At 67.9% G+C, this 22,893-nt stretch carries 22 protein-coding genes and 1 tRNA gene; 8 read left to right on the top strand and 15 right to left on the bottom strand.

Features of this window, described 5'->3' with window-relative positions; all coding sequences use genetic code 11:
• Window positions 1-4: 4 nt before the first annotated feature.
• Genes AQZ52_RS14765 through AQZ52_RS14750 form a run of 4 tightly spaced genes read right to left on the bottom strand, consistent with a single transcriptional unit; the run spans window position 5 to window position 2,953 of the window.
• Window positions 5-451: a GNAT family N-acetyltransferase gene (locus AQZ52_RS14765; protein WP_067912622.1), complete on the bottom strand. Its 447-nt coding sequence runs from the start codon at window positions 449-451 to the stop codon at window positions 5-7.
• A gap of 20 nt (window positions 452-471) precedes the next feature.
• The gene (glmS, locus tag AQZ52_RS14760) at window positions 472-2,295 is read right to left on the bottom strand and encodes a glutamine--fructose-6-phosphate transaminase (isomerizing) (RefSeq protein ID WP_067912619.1); all 1,824 of its coding nucleotides are present in this window, start codon (window positions 2,293-2,295) and stop codon (window positions 472-474) included.
• A gap of 18 nt (window positions 2,296-2,313) precedes the next feature.
• Window positions 2,314-2,679 (bottom strand): type II toxin-antitoxin system VapC family toxin, encoded by a 366-nt coding sequence (locus AQZ52_RS14755; RefSeq protein ID WP_067912616.1) that lies wholly within the window; start codon window positions 2,677-2,679, stop codon window positions 2,314-2,316.
• 19 nt (window positions 2,680-2,698) lie between these two features.
• Entirely contained in the window at window positions 2,699-2,953 is a 255-nt protein-coding gene (locus AQZ52_RS14750; protein WP_067912613.1) for a ribbon-helix-helix domain-containing protein, read from the bottom strand.
• Window positions 2,954-3,086: 133 nt separating this feature from the next.
• On the opposite strand from AQZ52_RS14750, the gene AQZ52_RS14745 reads away from it, so the two are divergent.
• Window positions 3,087-3,794 (top strand): glutathione S-transferase family protein, encoded by a 708-nt coding sequence (locus AQZ52_RS14745; protein WP_067912610.1) that lies wholly within the window; start codon window positions 3,087-3,089, stop codon window positions 3,792-3,794.
• On the opposite strand, the gene AQZ52_RS14740 is transcribed toward AQZ52_RS14745, so the two are convergent.
• The 3 genes from AQZ52_RS14740 to glmU are packed head-to-tail and all read right to left on the bottom strand — an operon-like array spanning window position 3,785 to window position 6,041.
• Window positions 3,785-4,237, bottom strand: a complete 453-nt coding sequence (locus AQZ52_RS14740) for a DUF3291 domain-containing protein (protein ID WP_067912607.1) — start codon at window positions 4,235-4,237, stop codon at window positions 3,785-3,787. The two genes, AQZ52_RS14745 and AQZ52_RS14740, sit on opposite strands and share 10 nt — an antisense overlap.
• A gap of 2 nt (window positions 4,238-4,239) precedes the next feature.
• Window positions 4,240-4,683 (bottom strand): aminoglycoside 6'-N-acetyltransferase, encoded by a 444-nt coding sequence (gene aac(6'), locus AQZ52_RS14735; protein ID WP_067912604.1) that lies wholly within the window; start codon window positions 4,681-4,683, stop codon window positions 4,240-4,242.
• Window positions 4,680-6,041: a bifunctional UDP-N-acetylglucosamine diphosphorylase/glucosamine-1-phosphate N-acetyltransferase GlmU gene (gene glmU / locus AQZ52_RS14730; RefSeq protein ID WP_067912601.1), complete on the bottom strand. Its 1,362-nt coding sequence runs from the start codon at window positions 6,039-6,041 to the stop codon at window positions 4,680-4,682. Before glmU ends, aac(6') begins: the two co-directional genes overlap by 4 nt.
• Before the next feature lie 62 nt (window positions 6,042-6,103).
• On the opposite strand from glmU, the gene AQZ52_RS14725 reads away from it, so the two are divergent.
• The 3 genes from AQZ52_RS14725 to AQZ52_RS14715 all read left to right on the top strand — a co-directional run bounded on the left by AQZ52_RS14725 (window position 6,104) and on the right by AQZ52_RS14715 (window position 7,891).
• Window positions 6,104-6,781 (top strand): HAD-IA family hydrolase, encoded by a 678-nt coding sequence (locus AQZ52_RS14725; protein ID WP_067912598.1) that lies wholly within the window; start codon window positions 6,104-6,106, stop codon window positions 6,779-6,781.
• A 107-nt stretch (window positions 6,782-6,888) separates the two neighbouring features.
• Entirely contained in the window at window positions 6,889-7,734 is an 846-nt protein-coding gene (gene yghU / locus AQZ52_RS14720) for a glutathione-dependent disulfide-bond oxidoreductase (protein WP_067912595.1), read from the top strand.
• An 82-nt stretch (window positions 7,735-7,816) separates the two neighbouring features.
• Window positions 7,817-7,891, top strand: a tRNA-Gln gene (locus tag AQZ52_RS14715).
• Between the two features lie 32 nt (window positions 7,892-7,923).
• Here the strand turns inward: AQZ52_RS14715 and AQZ52_RS14710 are convergent.
• The 3 genes from AQZ52_RS14710 to AQZ52_RS18605 all read right to left on the bottom strand — a co-directional run bounded on the left by AQZ52_RS14710 (window position 7,924) and on the right by AQZ52_RS18605 (window position 13,697).
• Window positions 7,924-10,299: a serine/threonine-protein kinase gene (locus AQZ52_RS14710; protein ID WP_067912592.1), complete on the bottom strand. Its 2,376-nt coding sequence runs from the start codon at window positions 10,297-10,299 to the stop codon at window positions 7,924-7,926.
• Window positions 10,300-10,303: 4 nt separating this feature from the next.
• A complete protein-coding gene (locus AQZ52_RS14705; RefSeq protein ID WP_067912590.1) occupies window positions 10,304-10,897 on the bottom strand; it encodes an ECF-type sigma factor in 594 nt (197 codons plus the stop codon).
• 88 nt (window positions 10,898-10,985) lie between these two features.
• Window positions 10,986-13,697, bottom strand: coding sequence for a calcium-binding protein (locus AQZ52_RS18605; RefSeq protein WP_067912587.1), 2,712 nt, complete (start codon window positions 13,695-13,697; stop codon window positions 10,986-10,988).
• Between the two features lie 139 nt (window positions 13,698-13,836).
• Here AQZ52_RS18605 and AQZ52_RS14695 point away from each other — a divergent pair, with 139 nt between their 5' ends.
• Window positions 13,837-15,003, top strand: a complete 1,167-nt coding sequence (locus AQZ52_RS14695) for an aminotransferase (protein ID WP_067912584.1) — start codon at window positions 13,837-13,839, stop codon at window positions 15,001-15,003.
• On the opposite strand, the gene AQZ52_RS14690 is transcribed toward AQZ52_RS14695, so the two are convergent.
• From AQZ52_RS14690 to AQZ52_RS14685, 4 genes are all read right to left on the bottom strand, one after another.
• Window positions 15,000-15,695 (bottom strand): glutamine amidotransferase, encoded by a 696-nt coding sequence (locus tag AQZ52_RS14690; protein ID WP_067912581.1) that lies wholly within the window; start codon window positions 15,693-15,695, stop codon window positions 15,000-15,002. The two genes, AQZ52_RS14695 and AQZ52_RS14690, sit on opposite strands and share 4 nt — an antisense overlap.
• Before the next feature lie 102 nt (window positions 15,696-15,797).
• A complete protein-coding gene (locus tag AQZ52_RS18600) occupies window positions 15,798-15,962 on the bottom strand; it encodes a hypothetical protein (protein WP_156424971.1) in 165 nt (54 codons plus the stop codon).
• 315 nt (window positions 15,963-16,277) lie between these two features.
• On the bottom strand, window positions 16,278-16,436 hold the full coding sequence (locus AQZ52_RS18770) for a hypothetical protein (protein ID WP_169793754.1): 159 nt from the start codon (window positions 16,434-16,436) through the stop codon (window positions 16,278-16,280).
• A 22-nt stretch (window positions 16,437-16,458) separates the two neighbouring features.
• On the bottom strand, window positions 16,459-18,054 hold the full coding sequence (locus AQZ52_RS14685) for an isocitrate lyase (RefSeq protein ID WP_067912578.1): 1,596 nt from the start codon (window positions 18,052-18,054) through the stop codon (window positions 16,459-16,461).
• Between the two features lie 159 nt (window positions 18,055-18,213).
• Here AQZ52_RS14685 and AQZ52_RS14680 point away from each other — a divergent pair, with 159 nt between their 5' ends.
• Window positions 18,214-19,608 (top strand): helix-turn-helix domain-containing protein, encoded by a 1,395-nt coding sequence (locus tag AQZ52_RS14680; protein WP_067912575.1) that lies wholly within the window; start codon window positions 18,214-18,216, stop codon window positions 19,606-19,608.
• Here the strand turns inward: AQZ52_RS14680 and AQZ52_RS14675 are convergent.
• Window positions 19,589-20,881 carry an MFS transporter gene (locus tag AQZ52_RS14675; RefSeq protein WP_240481682.1) on the bottom strand — a complete coding sequence of 431 codons (1,293 nt, stop codon included), beginning with the start codon at window positions 20,879-20,881 and terminating at the stop codon, window positions 19,589-19,591. The genes AQZ52_RS14680 and AQZ52_RS14675 overlap by 20 nt on opposite strands.
• A gap of 139 nt (window positions 20,882-21,020) precedes the next feature.
• Here AQZ52_RS14675 and AQZ52_RS14670 point away from each other — a divergent pair, with 139 nt between their 5' ends.
• Together AQZ52_RS14670 and AQZ52_RS14665 are read left to right on the top strand one after the other, a co-directional pair.
• Window positions 21,021-22,139, top strand: coding sequence for a TauD/TfdA family dioxygenase (locus AQZ52_RS14670; protein ID WP_067912569.1), 1,119 nt, complete (start codon window positions 21,021-21,023; stop codon window positions 22,137-22,139).
• Window positions 22,140-22,366: 227 nt separating this feature from the next.
• Window positions 22,367-22,876 carry a GNAT family N-acetyltransferase gene (locus AQZ52_RS14665; protein WP_067912564.1) on the top strand — a complete coding sequence of 170 codons (510 nt, stop codon included), beginning with the start codon at window positions 22,367-22,369 and terminating at the stop codon, window positions 22,874-22,876.
• Window positions 22,877-22,893 lie beyond the last annotated feature (17 nt).

Genomic DNA, 22,893 nt, shown 5'->3' with positions numbered 1-22,893 from the left:
GGGATCACCCGCAGGCCCGCACCAGATACGTTACCGTCTTCCCGCGCCCTTCGAGCACCGCGCGGCCCACTTCGGCAAAGCCCAGCGCCTGGTGGAAGGCCTCGGAGGCCGGATTGGGCGGCTCGGCATTGACCTCGCAGGCAACCACGGTGTGCCTCGCCGCTGCGGCGGCCTCGAACAGCGCGGTGTAGAACCGCCGCCCCCAGCCCTTCTGCCGCTGCGCCGGGGCCACGATCACCCGGTCGATATAGACGAAGCGCGGATAGCGCGCGCGGAACCACTGGAAGTTGGGGCTTGCATAGTCCGCGTCCTGATCCACCGCGAGGAGGAAGGCCTCCGACCCGCCTGCCGCGCAGGTGCCGAGGTAGAACGCCTGATCGATCAGCGCCTGCATCCCCGCCAGATCGAGCGAAGAGGTCTCCAGCACATGCGCCAGGTTGAGCGCCAGCATGGCTCGCGCATCTGGCAAGCTCACTCCACCGTCACCGATTTCGCCAGATTGCGCGGCTGGTCCACGTCCGTGCCCTTGGCCACGGCCACGTGATAGGCAAGGAGCTGCACCGGCACGGCATAGACGAGCGGCGCGATCAGCGGGTGGACCTTGGGCATTTCGATGGTGGCGAGGCACCCCTCGCCCGCTTCCTCGATCCCCGCCGCGTCCGAGATCAGCACGACCTTGCCGCCGCGCGCCCGCACTTCCTGCATGTTGCTGACGGTCTTCTCGAACAGCGGCCCCGAAGGCGCGAGCACGATCACCGGCACCGCCTCGTCGATCAGCGCGATGGGGCCGTGCTTCATTTCGCCCGAGGCATAGCCCTCGGCATGGATGTAGCTGATTTCCTTCAGCTTCAGCGCGCCTTCCAGCGCCAGCGGATAGTCGGGCCCGCGCCCCAGATAGAGCACGTCGCGCGCCGGCGCGATAAGGTGCGCCATGGCCGCGATTTCCTCGTCATGGCTAAGCGCGGCGTTCAAGGCAGCCGGCGTCTCGGCCAGCTGGTTGACGATATCGGCCTCTTCCTCGCGATTGAGACGCCCGCGCTTGACGGCCAGATGCGCGGCAAGCGCCGCCAGCACGGCCAGCTGGCAGGTAAATGCCTTGGTCGAGGCGACGCCGATTTCCGGCCCGGCGTGGGTGGGCAGCAGCAGGTCCGCCTCGCGCGCCATCGAGCTGGTCGGCACGTTGACGACGACCGCGATGGTCTGCCCCGCCGCCTTGCAGTGGCGCAGCGCGGCCAGCGTGTCCGCCGTCTCGCCGCTCTGCGAGATGAACAGCGCAAGGCCGCCCGGCTCGAGCACGGGATCGCGATAGCGGAACTCGCTCGCCACATCGATGTCGACGGGCAGGCGCGCGAACTGTTCGAACCAGTACTTGGCGACCATGCCCGCATAGAAGCTGGTGCCGCAGGCGACGATGGTGACGCGGCTGATGCTGGAAAGGTCGAAATCGATCTGCGGCAGCGCCACGGTCTGGTCGATCCGGCGCAGATAGCTGCGCAAGGTCTGCGCCACCACGGTCGGCTGCTCGAAGATTTCCTTCTGCATGAAGTGGCGGAACTCGCCCTTCTCGATCGCCGCCGCCGTCGCGCCCGAGGCGACGATGGGCCGCGTGACGGGCTGGTTGTTCACGTCGAAGATCGCCGCGCCCTCGCGCGTGATCACCACCCAATCACCTTCCTCGAGGTAGGTGATCCGCTGCGTCAGCGGCGCCAGCGCCAGCGCGTCCGAGCCGAGGTAGGTCTCGCCCTCGCCATAGCCCACCACCAGCGGCGAGCCGAGCCGCGCGCCGATCAGCATGTCGTCGTGCTGGCGGAAGGCAATGGCTAGCGCAAACGCGCCGCGCAGCGTGGGCAGCACGGCCTTTACCGCATCCTGCGGGCTGAGGCCGGCCTCGACCTGTTCGGACACGAGATGCGCGACGACTTCGGTGTCGGTCTCGCTCTCGAAGGTGCGGCCCCGTGCGATCAGGGCATCGCGCAGCGGCTTGAAGTTTTCGATGATGCCGTTGTGGACGAGCGCCACTTCTTCCGTCGCATGCGGGTGCGCGTTGCTGGTGGTCGGCGCGCCGTGCGTGGCCCAGCGGGTGTGGGCGATGCCGATCAGCCCTTCGGCGGGATGGCGCACCAGTTCGAGCACGAGGTTATTGAGCTTGCCCTCCGCGCGCCGCCGCACCAGCTGACCATCCGCCACGAGGCAGATGCCCGCGCTGTCATAGCCGCGGTATTCCATGCGGCGCAGGCCATCGACCAGCCTGTCCGCCACCTGTTCCTTGCCGACAATTCCGATGATTCCGCACATGGGAGGCTGGGCTTTCTCTTAGAGAGTATAGGGGACGCGGATGCCCGGCATTTCGGCCGGAAAATCGCGGGTATTGCGGGTTACCAGGATCGCCCCGTTGATCTGCGCGGTCGCCAGGATCAGCGCATCGAGCAGCTTCATGCGGGTGCGGTGCCGGATATCCGCCGCCGCCTGCGCAATACGCCCGTCCACCTCGACGATTTCGAACGGGGCGATTAATTCGCGGACATGATCGCGGGTCTCGAGCGGCTCGCCCGCGAGGACTTCGGTCCAGGCGATGCGGCTGATGCGGTGGCGGTTGTAGCGCGCAAGCTCGGCGCGCGCCGGGGCCTTCCGGTTGAGCCAGTCGATGACGATATTGGTATCGAAGAAGGGGTCGGACATCAGGCCGCGGACGCCAGGGTCAGATGTCGTCGTAGGGGCGGCGATCCTCGCGGATGGCCTGCTGGTATTCCACCCCGTCGCCGATATCGGTGCGATCCTTCCAATAGCCGAAGCCGCGCTCGATCCAGTCCTTGTTGCCACCGCCGGGGCTCTGCGTCCGGTAGGTCGCCACCGCATCGCGCAGCACGGCCGCGCGCGATTTGCCCTGCTCCGCCGCACGGGCATCGAGCCAGCGGATATCGTCTTCAGGCAGATCGGCAAGAATGCGTGTCATGATGATATCGCGATATCATATCATGATATCATGTCAAGAGGAATGGTCGGGCCTTGCTACAACCAGAGCCCGCGATAGTCTCAAGGCGTAAACAAGTCCGTACAGCCGATGCGGAAAACTGGGGGCGTCCGATATGGCGAGCACACTCAAGGTCTATCACCTGCCTGGAGCATGGGGGCTGCCCACGGTCAGCCCTTTCTGCCTCAAGCTCGATGCCTGGCTGCGAATGACCGGGATCGAGCACGAAAGCGTGACCGTCGCCACGCCTTTCGCAGGGCCCAAGGGCAAGGCACCGTGGATCGAACAAGACGGACAGAAACTCGGCGATTCGACCTTCATCATCGCGCACCTTGCCGAGCGGTTCGGCGTCGATCCCGATGCACACCTCACGCCGGCGCAGCGCGGCCTGGCGGTGGCGATCCAGCGGCTGATCGACGAGAACCTCTACTGGACGATGGTCCATGATCGCTGGATGAACGATGCCAATTGGCAGCAATTCCGCGATGTCGTGCTCGGCGGCCTTGCCGTGCCGCTGCGCCGGGTGCTTGGCCCCATCGCCCGGCGCGGCGTGAAGAAGCAGCTCGAAGGCCACGGCATGGGCATCCACGGCGCCGCGGAAATTGCCGCCATCGGCCGCCGCGACGTGAACGCGCTGTCCGATATCCTCGGCGAGCAGGACTGGTTCTTCGGCGCCGAGCCCAGCTCGACCGATGCCGTCGTCTATGCCCAGCTCGTCAACATCTGGCGGGCGCCGTTCGAAAGCGAGGTCCGCCGCGCCATCGGCCAGACACCGAACCTCGTCGCCTTCATCGACCGGTTTGCGGCGCGGTACTATCCCTGACGGTTCTCGCGCCACCAGCGGAAGGTGAAGACAGCCGCGCTCGGCCCGTCGCGGCCCAGCTGCGCCAGCTTGTCGAGCGCCTCGACCACGCTCGGGATATGGCCCTCGGGCACTTCCCACAGCGCCAGCGAAGGCTCAATCGGCGCAAACCACTCGCCCCGCCGCGCGAGCACCGCGCGGTGATCGGCCTGCCGATAGGCGAAGGCTTCCAGCGCAGGCACATCGCGCCAGACCGAGAGGTTGACGATGAACTCGGCGTCCCCTGCCACCGCTTGAATCGCGGTGGCATCGTTGGCATCGCCCTCGCCCACCAGCCGCCAGATGAAGCCATCCGCCAGGTCGGCCTTGGCGTTCACATGGTCCAGCGCATCCATGAAGGGCTGGTTGGCGGGATCGGCCTTCGCGCGGCGAAAGCGGGCGACGTTGATCTGGGCGATAGGCATCGTCAGAGTTCCTGCCGGAAATAGACGACCCGCTCGGTCTCGGCAAACCCGGCGGCCAGATGGAAGGCGTGGCTGTCCCGGTCGTCGTGCCATGCGTCGGAGGCAAACTCGCGGCATCCCCGCGCCCGGCCCCAATCCGCCACCGCCGCCACCAGCCGCCGCGCAAGGCCCTGTCGCCGCACCTCGGGGGCGACGAAAATGCCCTCGAGGAAGAGTACCGGAGAGTCCTCGCAGCCGTTCACGTATTCGTGGCGGATCGAGGCCTCGGCAAACCCAACGACCGCGCCGTCGTGCAGCGCCACCAGATTGAGAAACCGCTCCGGAACGGTCAGCTGCTCCTCTGCCTCTTCCCGGTGTGCCACCACCGGCTCCTCATCCCACAAGGCATGGCGCAGCTTGGCCCAGCCATCGAGATGTTCGGGTCCGGCGAGGACGATCAGGGTCATTTCCGCTCGGCCTTCTTGCGCTTCATCGCATCGTGGAAGCGGTCGGCCCAGCCCGGCTTGACCAACTGCTCGGCGCGCACCAGCCGCAGTTCGCCATCCGCCACGTCGCGGCTGACCGCGCTGCCCGCCGCGACGATGGCGTCCGCGCCGATCTTGACCGGGGCGATCAGCGCAGAGTTCGAACCGATGAAGGCGCGCTCGCCGATCACGGTGCGATACTTGAAGTAGCCGTCATAGTTGCAGGTGATCGTGCCCGCGCCGATGTTCGCGCCCGCGCCCACGTCGGCATCGCCGAGGTAGGTGAGGTGGTTGGCCTTGGCCCCGGCATGGAGCACCGCGTTCTTCACCTCGACGAAATTGCCGACCCGCGCCTTCTCTTCCAGCACCGCGCCCGGCCGCAGGCGGGCGAAGGGGCCTACCGAAGTGCCGCTTTCCAGCCGCGCACCCTCGATGTGGCAGAAGGCGTGAATCACCACATTGTCCGCCACCGTCACGCCAGGGCCGAACACCACGTTCTGCTCAACGGTCACATCGCGGCCCAGCACGGTATCCCACGCGAACCACACCGTCTCCGGCGCGACGAGGCTGGCGCCGTCCGCCATCGCCTGAAGTCGGCGCTTTTTCTGCCAGCGGCTTTCCGCTTCGGCGAGTTCGGCGCGGCTGTTGATGCCGGCCACTTCGTCCGGATCGTCCGTCACCACCACGGCGCAGACGCGGCCATCGCCGTTCGCCACGTTGACGATATCGGTGAGGTAGTATTCGCCTTGCGCGTTGTCGTTGCCCACCCGCGCGAGCAGGCCGAACAGGTCATCACCGCGCACCGCCATGAGGCCCGAATTGCACAGGCGGCAGGCGCGCTCCTCGGGGCTGGCATCCTTGTGCTCGACCATCTTCGTCACGACGCCGCCCTGCGCGATCACCCGGCCATATTGCAGCGCGTCCTCGGGTTCGAAGCCCAGCACGACCACCGCCGGCCGGTCATCCCCGTGCAGCCGCTCCAGCATCGCGCGCATCGTCTCGGTGCGCACGAAGGGCACGTCGCCATAGAGGATCAGCACATCCCCCTTGAACCCGGCCAGCGAAGTCTCGGCCTGCTGCACCGCATGGCCCGTGCCCAGCTGCGGGTCCTGCACTGCCAGCTCCGCACTATCGCCCAGCGCCGCCGCCAGCTGTTCGCGCCCCGCGCCGACCACGACCACCTTGCGCTGCGGCTCCAGCGCATCGGCGCTGGCCAGCAAGTGCATTAGCATCGGCCGCCCGGCGATGGGATGCAGCACCTTGTGCAGATCACTTTTCATGCGGGTGCCCTTGCCGGCGGCAAGGACGACGAGAGCGAGCGGAGTGGCTGTTTCAGTCATGATGCGCGCTCCTTGCCAGCATTTCCTTGCAGTTTCCAGAATGCGCCGCCACGGAGCGGGGCATGACGGACTTTCCCTTCCAGATCGTCGGCTTCGACCTCGACGGCACCCTGCTCGATACCGCGACCGACCTTGCCCACGCCCTGAACCACGCGCTCACCCACATCGGCCGCCCTGTCGTCTCGATCGAGCGCGCCCGCACCTTCATCGGCGGTGGCACCGGCCAGATGCTTCGCGCGGCGCTGGCGGACAGCGGCGGGGATGCGGGCATCGACGTGGCCGCCCTGCAGGATGTGCTGGTGGGCTACTACGCCGAGAACATCGCCCGCCATACCGCGCTGTTCCCCGGGGGCGAAGCCATGCTGGAAGCGCTCGCGGCGCGCGGCGTCCACCTCGCCATCGCCACCAACAAGCGCGAGGATCTGGCCCGCCGCCTGTTTGGCGAACTCGGCCTCACGCCGCGCTTCGCCACGATCATCGGCGGCGACACCCTGGGCCCCGGCCGCACCAAGCCGGCGCCCGACATGCTCCACGAAATGGTGGCGCGCTGCGGCGGCGGAGCGGCAGCCTTTGTCGGCGATACCACCTTCGATGTCGGCGCGGCCCGCGCCGCCGGCCTGCCCGTGGTCGCCGTGCGCTTCGGCTTCAACGATCTGCCGGCAGAAGACCTCGGCGCAGACGCGGTGATCGGCCACTTCGACGAACTGGTCCCGGCATTGCAGGCACTCGCCGGGCGATAGAAAAACGTTAACCTGACGAACAAAATGTGCACCCCCTCGCCGCCTTGCCAACCGCGTCCGGCAGCGCCACTCTCAGACCAAACCCAACCTTCCCCAAGGAGAGTCTCATGTCCGAAGAATACGTGCCCCCCAAGGTCTGGGTCTGGGACAAAGCCAATGGCGGGGCCTTTGCGGGCGTCAACCGCCCCACCGCCGGCGCGCAGAAGGACGTGGAGCTTCCGGTCGGCGAGCATCCCTTCCAGCTCTATTCGCTCGGCACGCCCAACGGCCAGAAGGTCACCATCATGCTCGAGGAGCTGCTCGAGCTCGGCATCAAGGAAGCCGAATATGACGCCTGGCTGATCAAGATCTTCGAAGGCGACCAGTTCGGCAGCGGCTTTGTCGATCTCAACCCGAATTCCAAGATCCCCGCGATGCTCGACAAGAGCGGGCCCGAGCCGTTCCGCCTGTTCGAATCGGGCGCGATGCTGGTCCACCTTGCGGAGAAGTTCGGCCAGTTCCTGCCCGCCTCCGGCCCGGCGCGCGCCGAGGTGCTCTCGTGGCTGTTCTGGCAGGTCGGCTCGGCCCCCTTCATGGGCGGCGGCTTCGGCCACTTCTACGCCTATGCGCCGTTCAAGATCGAATACGCGATCGATCGCTATTCCATGGAAACCAAGCGCCTGTTCGATGTCGCCAACAACCAGCTGAAGAAGACCCGCTTCCTCGCCGGTGACGACTACACGATCGCCGATATGGCGGCCTATCCGTGGCTGGGGAACATCTACCGCGGCGAAGCCTATGGCGATGCGGCGACGTTCCTTTCGATGCACGAATACGAGGCTGTCGGCCGCTGGGTGGCGGAGATCGACGCGCGCCCGGGTGCGAAGCGCGGCCGGCTCGTCAACACCAACAAGGGCATCCTCGAACGCCACAGCGCCGCCGATTTTGCGGCGCTGCCCGAAGGCACGCTTTAAGTTTTAAAGCGGATGGGGCGAAATCCTGCCCCATCCGCCCCTTTTCATTCATGCACTCGCCGCTATAAGCGCGCGTTCCCGCTGGGGCGTCGCCAAGTGGTAAGGCACCGGTTTTTGGTACCGGCATCCGCAGGTTCGAATCCTGCCGCCCCAGCCAGCATTCTTTTGTTGCCGTGCAGGCCCTGCTGTTCAGGCCTTGCAGTTCAGGGCCACGCGCCGCTTCAGCAGCGCGATGTTCGCCTTGGCGTCGAGCCCGGTGATCAGCCCGCGCGCGGCAAGATCGTCATAGCGTCGCAGCGTCTCGCGGTCGGCCACGCAGGCCTCGGTCTTGCGCCCCGCCACGTCGAGCGTCTCGCCCAGCAGCGCATGATCGAACACCAGATCGCGCGAATGGAGCGGGCTGGGCTCGGCCTGAAGCAGCGCCTCGTCCTCGGCCCTGACCTGCGCGAGGAGCGCCAGCGCCGCATCGGTCTGCCCCGTCAGGCCCAGCGCCTGGGCATGGGCATTGCGCACGACACGCAGGCGGCGGCGTGCCTCATGATCGGCCGGATCGAGGCGCAGGGCCTCGCGCGCAGCCGCCTCCGCGCCGTCCAGCACCGCCAGCGCCTCGGCCGGACGTTTCAGTTCGGTCAGCGTCACGCCCAGGCTCCACGCCGCCACGCTTTCCGCGCCGGGCAGATAGGGGTGCGCGGGATAAAGTCGGCGCAGCGCCCGCAGTTCTCCGAGCGCGGCGCTATAGAGCGGCAGCGCCTCGGCAGGCTTGTCCTGATAATAGAGCGCCTCCGCCTTGCTGGCCATGAGGCGGTTGCGATCAAGGCTGTCGTCCCAGCGCGTGCCGGGCGGGATCAGCGCCAGCGCGGCGTCGGCCAGTTGCGCCTCCTCGGCAAAGCGGCCCTGCCAGCCGCGCAGTTCCGCCAGCACGGCCGCCCGGCTGCGCGCGAGCATCTGGTCCGGCGGCAGCGCAGCAATCAGCGCATCAGCCTCTTTGGCCAATGCCTCTGCCGCCGTGATGTCGGCCTGCATGAACGCGGCCAGCCGCACCCGCTCGAGCAGCACCCGCGCCCGCAACTGCCGCGCGCGGGCTGAGGCGATCGGCGCCAGCAGCGCATCGGCACGCCTGAGGTCGGCATCGGCTCGGTCCGGCTGGCCCAGATTGGGCCGTCCTGCGCCGGCCAGATGCTGTGCCAGGAGAAGCAGGCCTCCCGCCGCCTCGATCCGCACCGCCTCGGAACTTTCGGGGCTCGCCACCAGCCGGTCGAGATAGGCCTGCGCGGCCGCGGCGGTTTCGGCGCGCAAGGGCAGCGTGCCGGGCATGCTTTCCAGCCGGGGCAAGGTAGTGTGGAGCATCGTGTTCGCTGCGCCGCGCGCATCGGCGAAGCGCGCCTCTGCCTCGGCCCGCACCCGCTCCGCGCGCCACCACGAAAGGCTCGCCACCACGCTCGTCGCGGCCAGCATCGCAAACGCCGCCCCCGCCAGGGCCAGCCCGCGCCGATGCCGCCGGGCAAACCGCCCCGCGACATAGCCCCAGGGCGCGTTCTGCCAGGGCCCGGAAAGACGTGCCAGCACCGGCAGGCTGGCGCGGTGCCGCCGCAGGTCCGAAAGCAGCGCCGCCACATCGGGGTAGCGGTCCGCCAGATCCACCGCGAGGGCCTTGGCCGCGATCGCCGCAAGGTCGCCCTCCAGCCAGCCGGCGGGCAGCACAGAACCGGGCAGGACCGGCGCTGTCCCGTCGGCCAGCCGGCTTGTCAGCATCTGCACGAGCAGCATACCGAGCGAGAACACGTCGCTGGCCACGGTCGGCGCGGCGCCCCCGGTGCGCTCGGGCGCGGCATAGCCCTTGGTCAGCGGGGACGGAGCCGAAACACCGGCCCCGTCCGCCAGATCGCCGACAAGCCGCGCGATCCCGAAGTCGAGCAGATGGACCGCCCCGTCCGCGCCCATCAGGATATTGCTGGGCTTGAGATCGGCGTGGATCACCAGATTGCGGTGGGCGTGTGCCACGGCTTCGCAGATCGCCTCGAACGCATCGAGCCTCGTATCCCGCCCCGCCTTCGCCTGCTCCAGCGCCTCGGTCACCGGCAGGCCCTCGATCAGGTCCATCGCCAGCCAGGGCCGGTCCTCGTATTCGCCGCCATCAAGGATGCGCACGATCCCCGGATGCCGCAGCCGCGCCAGAAACCGCCGCTCCTCGGCAAAGCGCGCAAGGCCTGCCGCGCTTGCCAGGTCCGCGCGGATCAGCTTGATCGCCACCGTCTGGGCAAAGCGTCCGTCGTCGCGCTCGGCGCGCAGCACCTGCCCCATGCCGCCGCGCGCGATCTCGCCCGTCACGCGCCAGGGGCCGATCCGCTCGGCAATCACGTCCGTCAGGCCGAAGGCGCGGGCAAAGCTGGTGGTCTGCAGGAACGGGGCATCGCCGCCCTCCAGCGCGAGCAGTTCCGCCACCCGCGCGCGCAAGGCCGCGTCCTCGCCGCACGCCGCTGCCACAAACGCCGCGCGCGCGGCCGAATCTTCGATTCCCAGCGCCTCCTCGACCACGGCAAGCGCGCGGGCGTCCTGGGCGCTCACGCCATCAGTCCTTGAGTTCGGCCGCCAGCCAAAGCCGGGCCGCCTTCCACCGCCGCTTCACCGTACTTTCGGATTCCTGCCACAGCGCCGCGATTTCGGGCACTGAAAGCCCGGCGAAGAAGCGCAGTTCGACCAGCCGTGCCAGCTCGGGCGAGGCCGCCTCCAGCCGCACCAGCGCCGCATCGAGCGCCTCGATATCGATCGCCGCTTCGCCGTGCGCCGTGATCGCCACATCCGGTGCCTGCCGCTTGCGCGCCCGGCGCGCGCGGATCGCATCGATCATCGCCTGCCGCAGCACCCGCGCGCCCGTCGCGAAGAAGTGCTGCCGGTCGGCGAAGCTCATCCGCTCCAGCTTCATCAGCCGCAGCGCCGCCTCGTTGACCAGTTCGGTCGGCTGCAGGGTGAGATAGGGCGCATCGCGCCGCAGCAGCCGCGCCGCCGCCTGCCGCAACTCGTCGTAGACCGAGGCGAGCAGGGCATCGCGCGCGCCGGATGAAGTTGGACCAGCGGCCGCCAGGCCAGCAGCCATCGGGCCAGCACCCGTCGGTCCAGCTCCGGTCGGCTCCGCTTCCTCGTGCCCGCTGTTCCCGTCGCCCACGCCCCGCCGCTCCTTGCCGCAGCAAGAGGTGACGTGCGGGGGCCGCGATGGCAACCATGTTTACCGCCGGTCCGGCGCGGGCCACCGCTCAGATCATCACGATATCGCCGGCATCGAGCACCGGATTGCCCTGCAGATGGGCCAAGGCGATCTTCGCGCCTGCCCCGCTGCCGTCGGCGTCGTAATAGAGCACGCCTTCGCTCTGGTTGTAGATGAAGCGGTGGTCCGCCGTCGTCGCGGCCGTGCCCACGGTGAACTCGGCCACGCCCAGCGCCCCCGCCTCCGTCTTGACCGCGCCGTAGTAGTAGCGCTGGATCTCGATCCGATCAGTGCCGTGCACGAAGTCGACGATCTGGTCGAACCCGCCATCCTGCGCGCCCCAGTCGGCAAAGCGGAAAGCGTCCGCGCCCGCACCGCCGATCAGCGTATCGCGGCCCGCACCGCCCGACAGCACATCGTCCCCGCCGCCGCCCGCGAGCCGGTCGTTGCCGGCCATGCCTTCCAGCCGATTCGCGCCCGCGTTGCCGGCAATGCTGTTGACCAGCTCGTTGCCCTTGCCGTTGATCGCAGCCGATCCGGCCAGCACCATGCGCTCGACCTGCCCCGGCAGGGTGTAGGTGACCTTCGTCACGACGACGTCGTTCCCCTCGCCCGCGCTCTCGCCGATCTGATCATCGGCATTGTCGATGTAGTAGGCATCGTTGCCGGTGCCGCCATAGAGCACGTCGGCCCCGGTCCCGCCGATGAGGATGTCGTTCCCGCCCATGCCATAGAGCACATGGGTGCCGCCGGTCGCCGCACGCAGGATGTTCGCCTCGGCATTGCCCGTCGCGGTATAGGCCGTGCCCGTCAGCACCACCTGCTCCAGCCCCGCCGCCATCACATAGTTGTTGGCCGCGACATAAGCGACATCCTTGCCCCCGCCGGGTGCCTCGATCACCGTGTCGCCGGCATCGTCGATCAGGTAGCGGTCGTTGCCGCTGCCGCCGATCAGTGTATCCACACCGCCGCGTCCGTCGAGCCGGTCGTTGCCCGCACCGCCGGTCAGCGTGTTGGCACCGCCGTCCCCGGTCAGCGTGTCGGCATAGGCGGTTCCGGTGAGATTCTCGATGCCATTGAATGTGTCACCGCCAGCATCGCCGCCGCTGGCGCCGTGCACTGCAAGGCTTGCTGCCACGCCGCGTCCGCTGCCCTCATAGCTGACCGTGTCGGTGCCGTTGCCGCCAAAGAACCGGTCCGCCCCGGCGCCGCCCAGCAGCGTGTCGTTGCCCTCGCCCCCGGCGAGGACGTCTGCGCCATTCCCGCCAGAGAGCGTATCGTCACCGCGCCCGCCTTCGATCCGGTCGTTGCCGCCCGCGCCGCCCAGCACGTCATTGCCGTCCCACCCCGTGATGAGATCGTCGCCCGCCGTGCCGTTGTGGCTATCGTCGCCGGCCGTGCCGCCAAAGGTCTCGCCGGTCACGCCCGTGCCCAGCGAGAAGCGCTCGATCACGGTGTGGTTGAGGTTGAAGCCCGATCCATCGTCCCGCGGCCGTGCGTCGGTATAGGCCACGTCGAAGGTGCCGTCGCTGCGCACGGCGAGGTCGTAAATGCTGAAAGTCTGCGTGGCCACGGCCGCATCGGGATTGATCCGCTGGTGCTCGGCAAAGGTCGCCCCGCCCGCGCTCAGCACCCCGGCATAGGCATCGACCGCCGACGTGCCGTTCACCCCGGCGAGGCCGTCCTGCCAGGCCACTGCGATCCGTCCGTCGGGCAGTGCCTCGGCCCAGATGTACTTGGTGACATTGCCGAGGTCGGTGCCGCGCGTCAGGAACGTCAGCGCGTCCGTGGTGGCGTTGCCAGCCGCATCGAAATAGCGGATCTTGACGTCCCAGCCATCGAACGCATTGCCCGGCCCGCCGTAGCTGCTTTCCGACCAGATCACCGCAAAGCCGCCGGCCGGCAGCTTGACGACATTGGCGGCCGTCCCGCTGTCCAGCGTGTTGACCCCGGGGTCGCCGCCACCATTGCCTGTGTAGAAGGGAATCTGGTCGACCCGGATCGGCGTGCCCGGTGCGCCGCTCCCGGTCGAGACCTGCACGGTGAGCGTATCCTGCCCATGGATGCCGCCACCCACCGCCGCATCCTGCCCGACCTGCACGCGGTCGTAGTAGACGTAGGCGACCTGCCCACCGGTCAGCGTGTCGCTATCGTGGATATACTGGTTGTCGGCCTGCCGGTTGGTCGAAGCGCCGTTGATCGTGACGCTGTCGGTCGAAGCGATGCTGGATGGTCCCAACGCCTTCCCGGTCGCATCATAATAGCGGATGCGTACATCGCTCGCCTCATTGAGCTGGTAGGTCTGCGGCACACCGCCTTGTGAATAATGGAGCGCCACTTGCGTGCTCGAGGACGCGTCCGAGCTGTAGGTCACTGCAAACCCGCCGTTCGCGGTCGGCGTGACGGTGTAACCCGTGCCCGAAAGCGGATCGTCGCCCTGCTCCCGCATCGGCTGGATATCGGTGCCAATGGGCTTGCCGGATGCATCGTACATCTGGATCATCAACCCGCGGCCGCCGCCGCTGTAAATCGTGCCGTAGACCGCCCAGCCGCCACCGGTGAGCTGCTGGATCCCGCCGTAATTGTAGTTGCCCTGGGTGTAGTTCGCCGCAAGCGTGGTGCGCACGCCCTCGTCGGACAGGCGCGAGAGGAAGTTGCCGCCCTCGGCCGCGCGCACCAGCAGATCGCTGTTCGTCCCTGCATCGAACTGCACGTCGTATCCGCCGCCCAGGTCGAGGGCATTCATCCGCACCAGTGTCATCGCGCAAGGCTCCTTCGCTCCCGCAGGCCCGTGCGGCCTGTTCAGAAAGCAAAGGCGTCAGCGCGGCGGAAACCGGGTCAGCCGCGCAGGAAAAATTTTTTGCGTGCGGGCAGCGCCGGGCGCGCTAGCGTGTCGCGCGATGACCCAGCTTCACCTCAATCCGATCTACGCCGAAATGCCCGTCACCGTGTTCGAGCACATGTCGGGCCTCGCCCGCAGCCTCGGCGCGATCAATCTGGGGCAAGGCTTTCCCGACAGCCCGCCGCCCGCCGCGCTCACTGCCGCCGCCCTGCGCGCGATGGAAACGCGCTCGCAGCAATACCCGCCGAGCATGGGCGTGCCTGAACTGCGCGACGCGGTCTCGGCCTTCTACGCCCGCGAACAGGGCCTTGCCCTCACCCGCGATCAGGTTGTCGTCACCTCGGGCGCGACCGAGGCGATCGCCGCCGCGATCCTCGCCGTCGTCGGCGGCGGCGATGAAGTGCTCCTGTTCGCTCCGGCTTACGATGCCTATGCCCCGCTGGTCCGCCGCGCCGGCGGCGTGCCGGTCTTCGTGCCGCTCGCCCCGCCCGGCTGGCACTATGACGAAACCGCGATCCGCACCGCGATCACGCCCCGCACCCGCGCGCTGATCCTCAACGATCCGCTCAATCCCACCGGCTCGGTCGCCAGCCCCGAAGAGCTTGCCCTCCTCGCGGCCATCGCCTGCGAGCACGATCTTGTCGCCATCTGCGACGAGGTGTGGGAAGCCGTGCGCTTCGATGGCCGCGTCCACCGCTCGCTCATGGCGCAGCCGGGAATGGCGGAGCGCACTATCAAGATCGGCTCGGCGGGCAAGATCTTCGGCGCGACGGGCTGGAAGGTCGGCTGGATGATCGGCGATGCCGCACTCGCGGCGGTGCTCGCCAAGGCGCACCAGTTCCTCACCTTCACCACGCCGCCGATGCTGCAATGGGCCGCCGCCGAGGGCCTCGCCGACCCGGCGATCACCCAGGGGCTCCACGCCGAATGGTCCGCCTCGCGCATCGTGCTGATAGAGGGCCTTGCGGCGGCCGGTTTCGCCGTGCTCGAGAGCAACGCCACGTGGTTCGCCTGCATCGACCTCGCCGCGAGCGGTATCGCGCTTGATGATCGCACCTTCAGCGAACGCGCCGTGCGCGAGGCGGGCGTCGCCTCGATCCCGCTATCCGCGCTCTGGGAAGGTGATCGCGGCCCCACCACCATCGTGCGCCTGTGCCACTGCAAGCCGCCCGCAATGCTGGAAGACGCCGTCCTGCGCCTCAGCCGATGGCGCGCGGGGCTCTAGGCCGCGAGCCCAGCCAGCCACTCGGCGATCATCGCCCGCCCTGCCGCCACTGCTCCCGGCCCATGCGCCGCATGATCCGAACGCAGCGCATCCGGGCAGCGCCCGGCGGCGGCCAGATAGTCGCTGTCCTGCGCAATCCAGTCCTCGAAGCGCTCGTCCTCGCCCATTTCGGCATGGAACTGCAGCGCCAGCACGTTGTGCCCGCGCCGAAAGGCCTGGTGCGCGTAGAGCGAACTCGAAGCCAGCAGCTCCGCGCCTTCGGGCAAGGTGAAAGTATCGCCGTGCCAGTGCAGCACCGGCACCTCGGCCAGATGGCGCAGCGGCCCCGCCGCATCATGCACCGTCACCGGGCCGAAGCCGATCTCCTTCTCCGGCCCCGCAAAGACTTCGGCCCCCAGCGCCGCCGCGATCATCTGCGCGCCGAAACACACACCCAGCGTCGGCCGGTCCGCCGCCAACCGCCGCGCGAGCAATTTTAGCTGGCACGAAATCCACGGATGCGCCTCGCGTTCGTAGACCCCCATCGGCCCGCCCATCATCACGACGAGATCGGGCGCGACGAGGTCGAGCGCGTGGAAGTCCTGATCATCCACGTCGACCCGGTCGATCACATAGCCCGCCGCCTCGATCGGCGCGCGGAACCCCGCAACGCCTTCGCGCGGCACATGGCGAATGATCAGGGCAGTCTTCATGAACAAGCAGGCTCCCGAGTCGGCGAAGATATTCTACCAAAATGATAGACTATCGCCAGCGAGACGATCTTGGCCATGCCAAAGCGTGGCTTGGCCACTGCGTCAGAGGCCCAGCTTCTGCCAGAAGTCTTCGGCCGAAAGGGTGGCGCCGGCCGCCTCGGCCTCGCCGGAAAGCCGCCACGAAGGATGCGGCAAGCGCAGGTTGGCCGCAGCACGGCGCGGCGCTGGCTTGCGGGTACGGCGGGGTGGATTTGAAAGTCCGGACATATTCGCATCTCCATCATGGGAACACGAATCTGGCGAGGTCGCCCCGGTCCGTGCGCTTTAGCCGTTGGTGACGCGGAGCAAGCTGACATCCATCAAAAGCCGCGGTGCGCCGGGGACTTGGGAGAGGGGAGAGGATGCATCCCCGGCGCACGCAATTTCTCTACTAAATGAGTTGAGTATTGTCACATCAGGATTTCTGAAGCCCGCCCAAGTTTTCCTTGAACCGCCGACGAAAAAGGCCCGCCGCACGATCCGGTCGCACGGCGGGCCAGCTTTCCTCCCCAGGAAAGTGTCGTGTGGGGCGCGGGATGGGCCTTACCGGCCCATTGCGCTCCCGAGCCGGTGGTAGAGGTGCGAGAACTTCACCGATTCCGGCTGGTCCTCGATCACCTTGAGGTAGTGCAGCACCGCCTCGCGGATCAGCTTGAAATCTTCGGTGGAAAGGACCGCACGGGCCCGCGTCGGTTCAGCCATTGTCCTTGCTCCTCTCTAACTCTTACGCAGCGAACTGGTTCATGGTGTTATGCGCGCCGCCCGCCTTCAGGGCTGCCTCGCCGGCGAAGTATTCCTTGTGGTCGTCGCCGATGTCCGAACCGGCCATGTTCTGGTGCTTCACGCAGGCGATGCCCTGGCGGATTTCGGCGCGCTGGACGTTCTTGACGTAACCCAGCATGCCCGCCTCGCCGAAATATTCGCGAGCCAGATTGTCGGTGCTGAGCGCCGCGGTGTGATAGGTCGGCAGCGTGATCAGGTGGTGGAAGATACCCGCCTCACGCGCCGCATCGCGCTGGAAGGTGCGGATGCGCTCGTCGGCCTCGTCGGCCAGCGCGGTGCCGTCATAGTCCACGCTCATCAGGCGGGCGCGGTCATAGGCGCTCAGGTCCTTGCCTTCGGCGGCCCAGGCATCGAACACCTGCTGGCGGAAGTTGAGCGTCCAGTTGAAGCTCGGCGAGTTGTTGTAGACGAGCTTGGCGTTCGGGATCACTTCGCGGATGCGGCGGACCATGCCGCCGATCTGGCCGATGTGAGGCTTCTCGGTCTCGATCCAGAGCAGATCCGCGCCGTGCTGCAGGCTGGTGATGCCGTCGAGCACGCAGCGATCCTCACCCGTACCGGGGCGGAACTGAAAGAGGTTTGAAGGCAGGCGCTTGGGGGACATCAGCTTGCCGTCGCGGGTGATCAGCACCTGGCCGTGGCCCAGGTTCGCCGGATCGACTTCGTCGCAATCAAGGAAGCTGTTGTACTGGTCGCCGAGGTCGCCCGGCTCCTTCACGAAGGCGATCTGCTTGGTGAGGCCGGCGCCAAGGCTGTCGGTACGCGCCACGATAACGCCGTCGTCAACGCCCAGTTCCATGAACGCGTAACGGACCGCGCGGATCTTTGCGAGGAAGTCCTCGTGCGGCACGGTGACCTTGCCGTCCTGGTGCCCGCACTGTTTTTCGTCCGAGACCTGGTTCTCGATCTGGATGCAGCAGGCGCCCGCCTCGATGAACTTCTTGGCGAGGAGATAGGTCGCCTCGGCATTGCCGAAGCCGGCATCGATATCGGCGATGATCGGCACGATGTGGGTTTGGTAGTCGTCGATCTTGTGCAGGGTGCGGTGAATGCCGACCGCATCGCCGGCAGCCTTGGCGGTGTCGAGCTCGCGGAACAGCATGCCCAGCTCGCGCGCATCGGCCTGACGCAGGAACGTGTAGAGCTCCTCGATCAGCGCCGGAACGCTGGTCTTCTCGTGCATCGACTGGTCGGGCAGCGGGCCGAACTCGCTGCGCAGGGCGGCAACCATCCAGCCTGAAAGGTAGAGGTAGCGGCCCTTGGTCGTGCCGAAGTGCTTCTTGATGGAGATCATCTTCTGCTGACCGATGAACCCGTGCCAGCAGCCCAGCGACTGCGTGTACTTGGCCGGATCGGCATCATAGGCGGCCATGTCGGCGCGCATGATCTTGGCGGTGTACTTCGCGATGTCGAGACCGGTCTGGAAGCGGTTCTGCAGACGCATGCGCGCCACCGAAGCCGCGTCGATCCCGTCCCAGGGCTTGCCATTGGGCGCGATCGCCTTGGCGGCTTCGTTGATGGTCTGGGAGTAGGTCATGTCAGTCTCGCTTCCGTTGGGGGATAGGCTTGATGACCTCCAGCTAGACCCGCCATCGCACCTGCGAAACCCGCGGCGCAGTCATGTTGTCAAACTTTACAGAATATGCTTGTAAAGTTGTACAGGCCTTACTCCGGCTGCACTGGACCACACAGACCCATGGAATCGCGCCCGCTCTACCTCGGCCCTCGCCTGAAGCGCCTGCGCCGCGAACTCGGCCTCACCCAGGCCGTCATGGCAGATGATCTCGCGATCTCGCCCAGTTACATCGCGCTGCTGGAGCGCAACCAGCGCCCGCTCACCGCCGATCTCCTCCTCCGCCTCGCCAAGGCGTACAAGCTCGACGTCGGCGACCTCGCGGCGGACGAGCGCGACGATTATGCCCGCCGCCTTGCCGATGTACTGAGGGACCCGATCTTCGCGGAAATCGACTTGCCCGCGCTCGAAGTCGCCGACGTCGCCACCAGCTACCCGGGAATCACCGAGGCCATGCTGCGCCTCCACACCGCCTACATGCGCGAACAGCAGGCGCTGGCGTCTTTTCGCGGCACCGGCAGTACCGAGGCCGATCCACTAGCCGAAGCACGCCGCTTCGTCGCCCAGCGCCGCAACTACTTCCCCGCGCTCGACAGCAAGGCGGAGGCGCTGGCCGAAGAGATCGAAAAGCTCGGCGGCTTGCAGGAAGGGGGCCTCGCCGAATACTTGCGCAGTCAGGGCCTGCGCGTCCGCCTCATGCCGGCCGAGATCATGATGGACGCGCTCAGGCGCTATGACCGCCACGCCGAACAGCTCCTGATCGACGAGACGCTGGGCCCCCAGGCCCGCCGCTGGCAGATGGCGCTCCACATCGCCTACACCGCGCTGCGCCCCGAAATCGCCGCCCTCGTGCGCGGGGCCAGCTTCGCCAGCGAGACCGCCGCGCAGCTCGTCCGCCGCGCCGCTGCCGCCTATGGTGCTGCGGCCCTCATCATGCCCTACGACCGCTTCGCGCGCGCAGTCGAGGCCCGCGCCTATGACATCGAGGCGCTCTCCGGCCAGTTCGGCGCGAGCTTCGAACAGGTCGCGCACCGTCTCACCACTCTGAACCGCCCCGGGCAGGAACGCGTGCCCTTCTTCTTCATCCGCGTCGATGCGGCGGGCAACGTCTCCAAACGGCTCGACGGCGCGGGCTTCCCCTTCGCCGCCCACGGTGGCGGCTGCCCCTTGTGGAGCCTGCACGATTGCTTCCGCCGCCCCGGCGAAGTCCTCACCCAGTGGCTCGAACTCCCGGGCGGCGAGCGCTTCTTCAGCGTCGCCCGCTCCGTCACCTCGGGCGGCGGGGGCCACGGCAAGCCCGCCGTGCTGCGCGCCATAGCGCTGGGCTGCACCGCCGAACACGCACCCAAGCTCGTCTACGCGCGCGGCGAACAGCCGGCGGCCACCCCCATCGGCGTCACCTGCCGCCTGTGCAACCGCGCCACCTGCACGGCCCGCGCCGAACCGCCGCTCGGCCGCGAGATCCTGCCGGACGACTACCGCAAGACACCCGAGCCCTTCACGTTCGCGGAGAGTTGAGCGCTCCCTCCCTATCCAGCCGGATCGCCACCGGCATCGCGGCAAAGATCGCCAGCGCGCAGATCACCCCGCCGACCGGCCCGATCAGCGTATAGGCACCAAAGCCCTGCGCCATCGCCCCTGCGGCAAGGCTGCCAAGGCTCTGCGCCAGCAGCCAGGTGCCCGATGTCATCACAGCCAGCCGCTCGCCGGAGGCTTGCGCGTAGGCCAGCCGGATCAGCAGCGGGTACGTCAGGAACCAGCTGACCATGAACGCCACGAACGCCGCGCCGAATGCCGCCGCGCTGCCCACGGTCGTCAGCAGGCCGCACATCAGCGCGCAGACGCCGAGCGCCGCCGCCAGCGGCCACGCGCGGGGCAGGCGGCCGATCACCATGGCAAGGCCCGCATTGCCCACCGCGCTCGCGAGGACCGCGGCGCTCTGGTAGAGGCCAAACTGCGTCGCCGGAACGCCGATGGCGTGCGCGGTCCGCTCAATGAACGGCCAGATCGCCAGCGATCCGAATGCGAACAGTGCCATTGCGGCCAGCACGCGCCAGCCGTCCGCCCCGATGCGCGTCGGGCCGGCCGCCACAGCGTCCACAGCGCCCCTGCCCCCCGGCAGCAGCAGCGCACAGAGCCCGAACAGCACGGAAACGCCGGCAAGCGCGAGGAACATGCCCGCCGCGCCGTGATCGCGCCCGATCAGCGGCACGAAGACCGCGATCCCGGTGTAGAGCAGGGTCTGCACCGCGATGCCGAGCGAGATCCACCGCGCCGGATTGCCGGTGCGCCCCGCCGCCAGATTGAGCGCGCTGTTCATCAGGCCGAAGCCCAGCCCCGTGCCGATCCGCCCGGCAAAGAGCAGCGCATAGGCCCCGGTCAGCGCCGATCCGGCCTGCGCCGCGATCACCAGCGCGCTGGCCAGCATCGCCAGCACCCGCGCATCGAGCCCGCGCGCACGCGGCGCGACCAGGAACATCGCCGCTGCATAGCTCAAGGTCTCGGCCATGTTCCACGCGCCCATCGCAAAGGGCGTGAAGCCGAACCGGTCCATCAGACCGCCGACAAGGTAGGTGGTGAAATTGTTGCCGATATGCGCTGCTGCCGTCGCCGCGCCAATGCCGATCAGGGTGGGGAGAAAGGGGGCGGTATCCGCCTGCTGGCTGCCAGCCGTGCCGTGCGCTTGATCCATCAGGCGCAGGGGTGGCACGCCGTGCGGCAGGAGGCAATGCAGGCGGTGCCGGTTTTGTGCTTGTTGGCGCGGGGCCTCGGGCATAGTCTGCCGCCCCATGACCTTCTTCTGCCTCGATCTTGTCCATGGCCGGCGCCCCGCGTCGTTCCGCTATGGCAAGGTGCAGGACTGGCGCCCGCCGCCGCAGGCCTGATTCGCCCCACCAGCGATCACTCTTGCGATACGACGGGATTTTTCGATGAACCTGACTGGACTCGAGGTCCGGGCCGACGCCCTCCTCGCCACCTGGGCCGATGATGGTGCCCCGGTCACCTACCCCACGCTCTGGCTGCGCGACAATTGCCCCAGCGCCTTCCACCCGCAGACGGAGGAGCGCGTGCTCGATCTGCTCAGCCTCGCTGCGCAACCGGTCCTCACGCATGCCGAGCAAGGCCGGGAGACGGTGGTCCTGCACTACGCCGATGGCCATGTCAGCCACATCGCGCTGGCGCTGCTCGCCGCGCATCGCCCGGGCCGCCCTGTCAGCGATCCCGCCGCGATCCCACCCCGTCTGTGGCGCGGCGATCTTGCGCCGGGCGGCATTCCCCGCTTCGCCGCGGCAAGGCTTGCCGGCGATGATGCCGCGTTGGAGACATGGATGCGGCAGACCGCAGCCCTCGGCCTTTCAATCGTCGACGGCCTGGCCGACCGCGTCGATGCCGGGGTCGAGATCGCTTGCAAGATCGGCTTCCTGCGCGAAACCAACTTCGGGATGACCTTCGAGGTCGTCAGCAAGCCAGATCCCAACAACCTCGCCTATACCGCCGTCACCCTGCCGCTGCACACCGACCTGCCCAACCAGGAAGTGCCGCCGGGCTTCCAGTTCCTCCACTGCCTAGCCAACGAAGCGCAAGGCGGCGGTTCGCTTTTCGCCGACGGGTTTGCCCTTGCCGAGGATCTGCGCGCACGCGATCCCGAGGCGTTCCGCCTGCTCAGCGAAGTGGCCATCCCGTTCCGCTTCCACGATCGGCACGCTGATATCCGCACCCACGCCCCGGTGATCACGCTGGACCGGGTCGGCGCGGTCCGCGAAATCCGCTGGAATGCCCATATCGCCGCCACGTTCGACATGCCGGCCGATGTCATGCCCGCCTACTACCGCGCCTACCGCACCTTCATGGCGATGACGCGCGACCCGGCGTACCAGATCACCTTCAAGCTCGCGGCAGGCGAGATGATCGTGTTCGACAACCGCCGCGTGCTCCACGGGCGCGAGGCCTTCGATCCCTCGACCGGCTTCCGCCACCTCCACGGCTGCTATGTCGATCGCGGCGAGTTCAACTCGCGGCTGCGGTTGCTGGCACGGACTCCGGGCTGAAGGGGAAGGCGTGGCGGCTCGTCAGTCCACGGTGTTCGCCAGGAAGGGTGGTGGTTGGACACCGTCCCGCCCTTCGCATCCGCCATCCTTCACCGGCATCCAAGGTGTTGTGCCGGATGCCGGTCGAAGTGGTCGTCTGAACGCCGGGGCTTGCCCAGCCGCTTGCCCCCACCCCTCTCGCCCGCTATCGGCGCGCGTTCCTGCCCGCCACTGAAAGCCAGTCCGCCTTGGCCACGCTCATCCCGCTTGCCGATATCGACCCCGCGCTGATCGAGGATGTGCTCGATGCCGCCTTCGGGCCGGACCGCTTCGGCCGCACGGCCTACATGGTCCGCCAGGGCACCGAATGGCTCCCCGGCCTCAGCTTCGCCGCGCTCGATGAAGGCGAGCATATCGCCGGCACGATCCAGTGCTGGCCGGTCGCCCTGAATGATACCGGTGGCCGCGCCCATCCGATGATCATGGTTGGCCCTGTCGCCGTGCTGCCGGGCCTGCAAGGCAAGGGCTATGGCAAGGCACTCGTCACGGCCAGCCTCACCGCGATTGATCCGCGCGCACCGCTGCCGCAAGTGATGATCGGCGATGCGGACTATTACGGCCGCTTCTTCGGCTTCTCCGCCGCCCACACCGGCGGGTGGAAGCTGCCCGGACCTTGGGAGCCCGCGCGCCTGCTCTGCCGCACCGCGAATCCCGCTGTCTTGCCCCATGAGGGCATGCTCGGCCCTTGGCGCGGCTGATCCGATCTGGCATCGGC

It is taken from the genome of Novosphingobium fuchskuhlense, assembly GCF_001519075.1.
Lineage (GTDB): Bacteria > Pseudomonadota > Alphaproteobacteria > Sphingomonadales > Sphingomonadaceae > Novosphingobium > Novosphingobium fuchskuhlense.
This window is presented reverse-complemented; position numbering and strand designations above follow the sequence as displayed.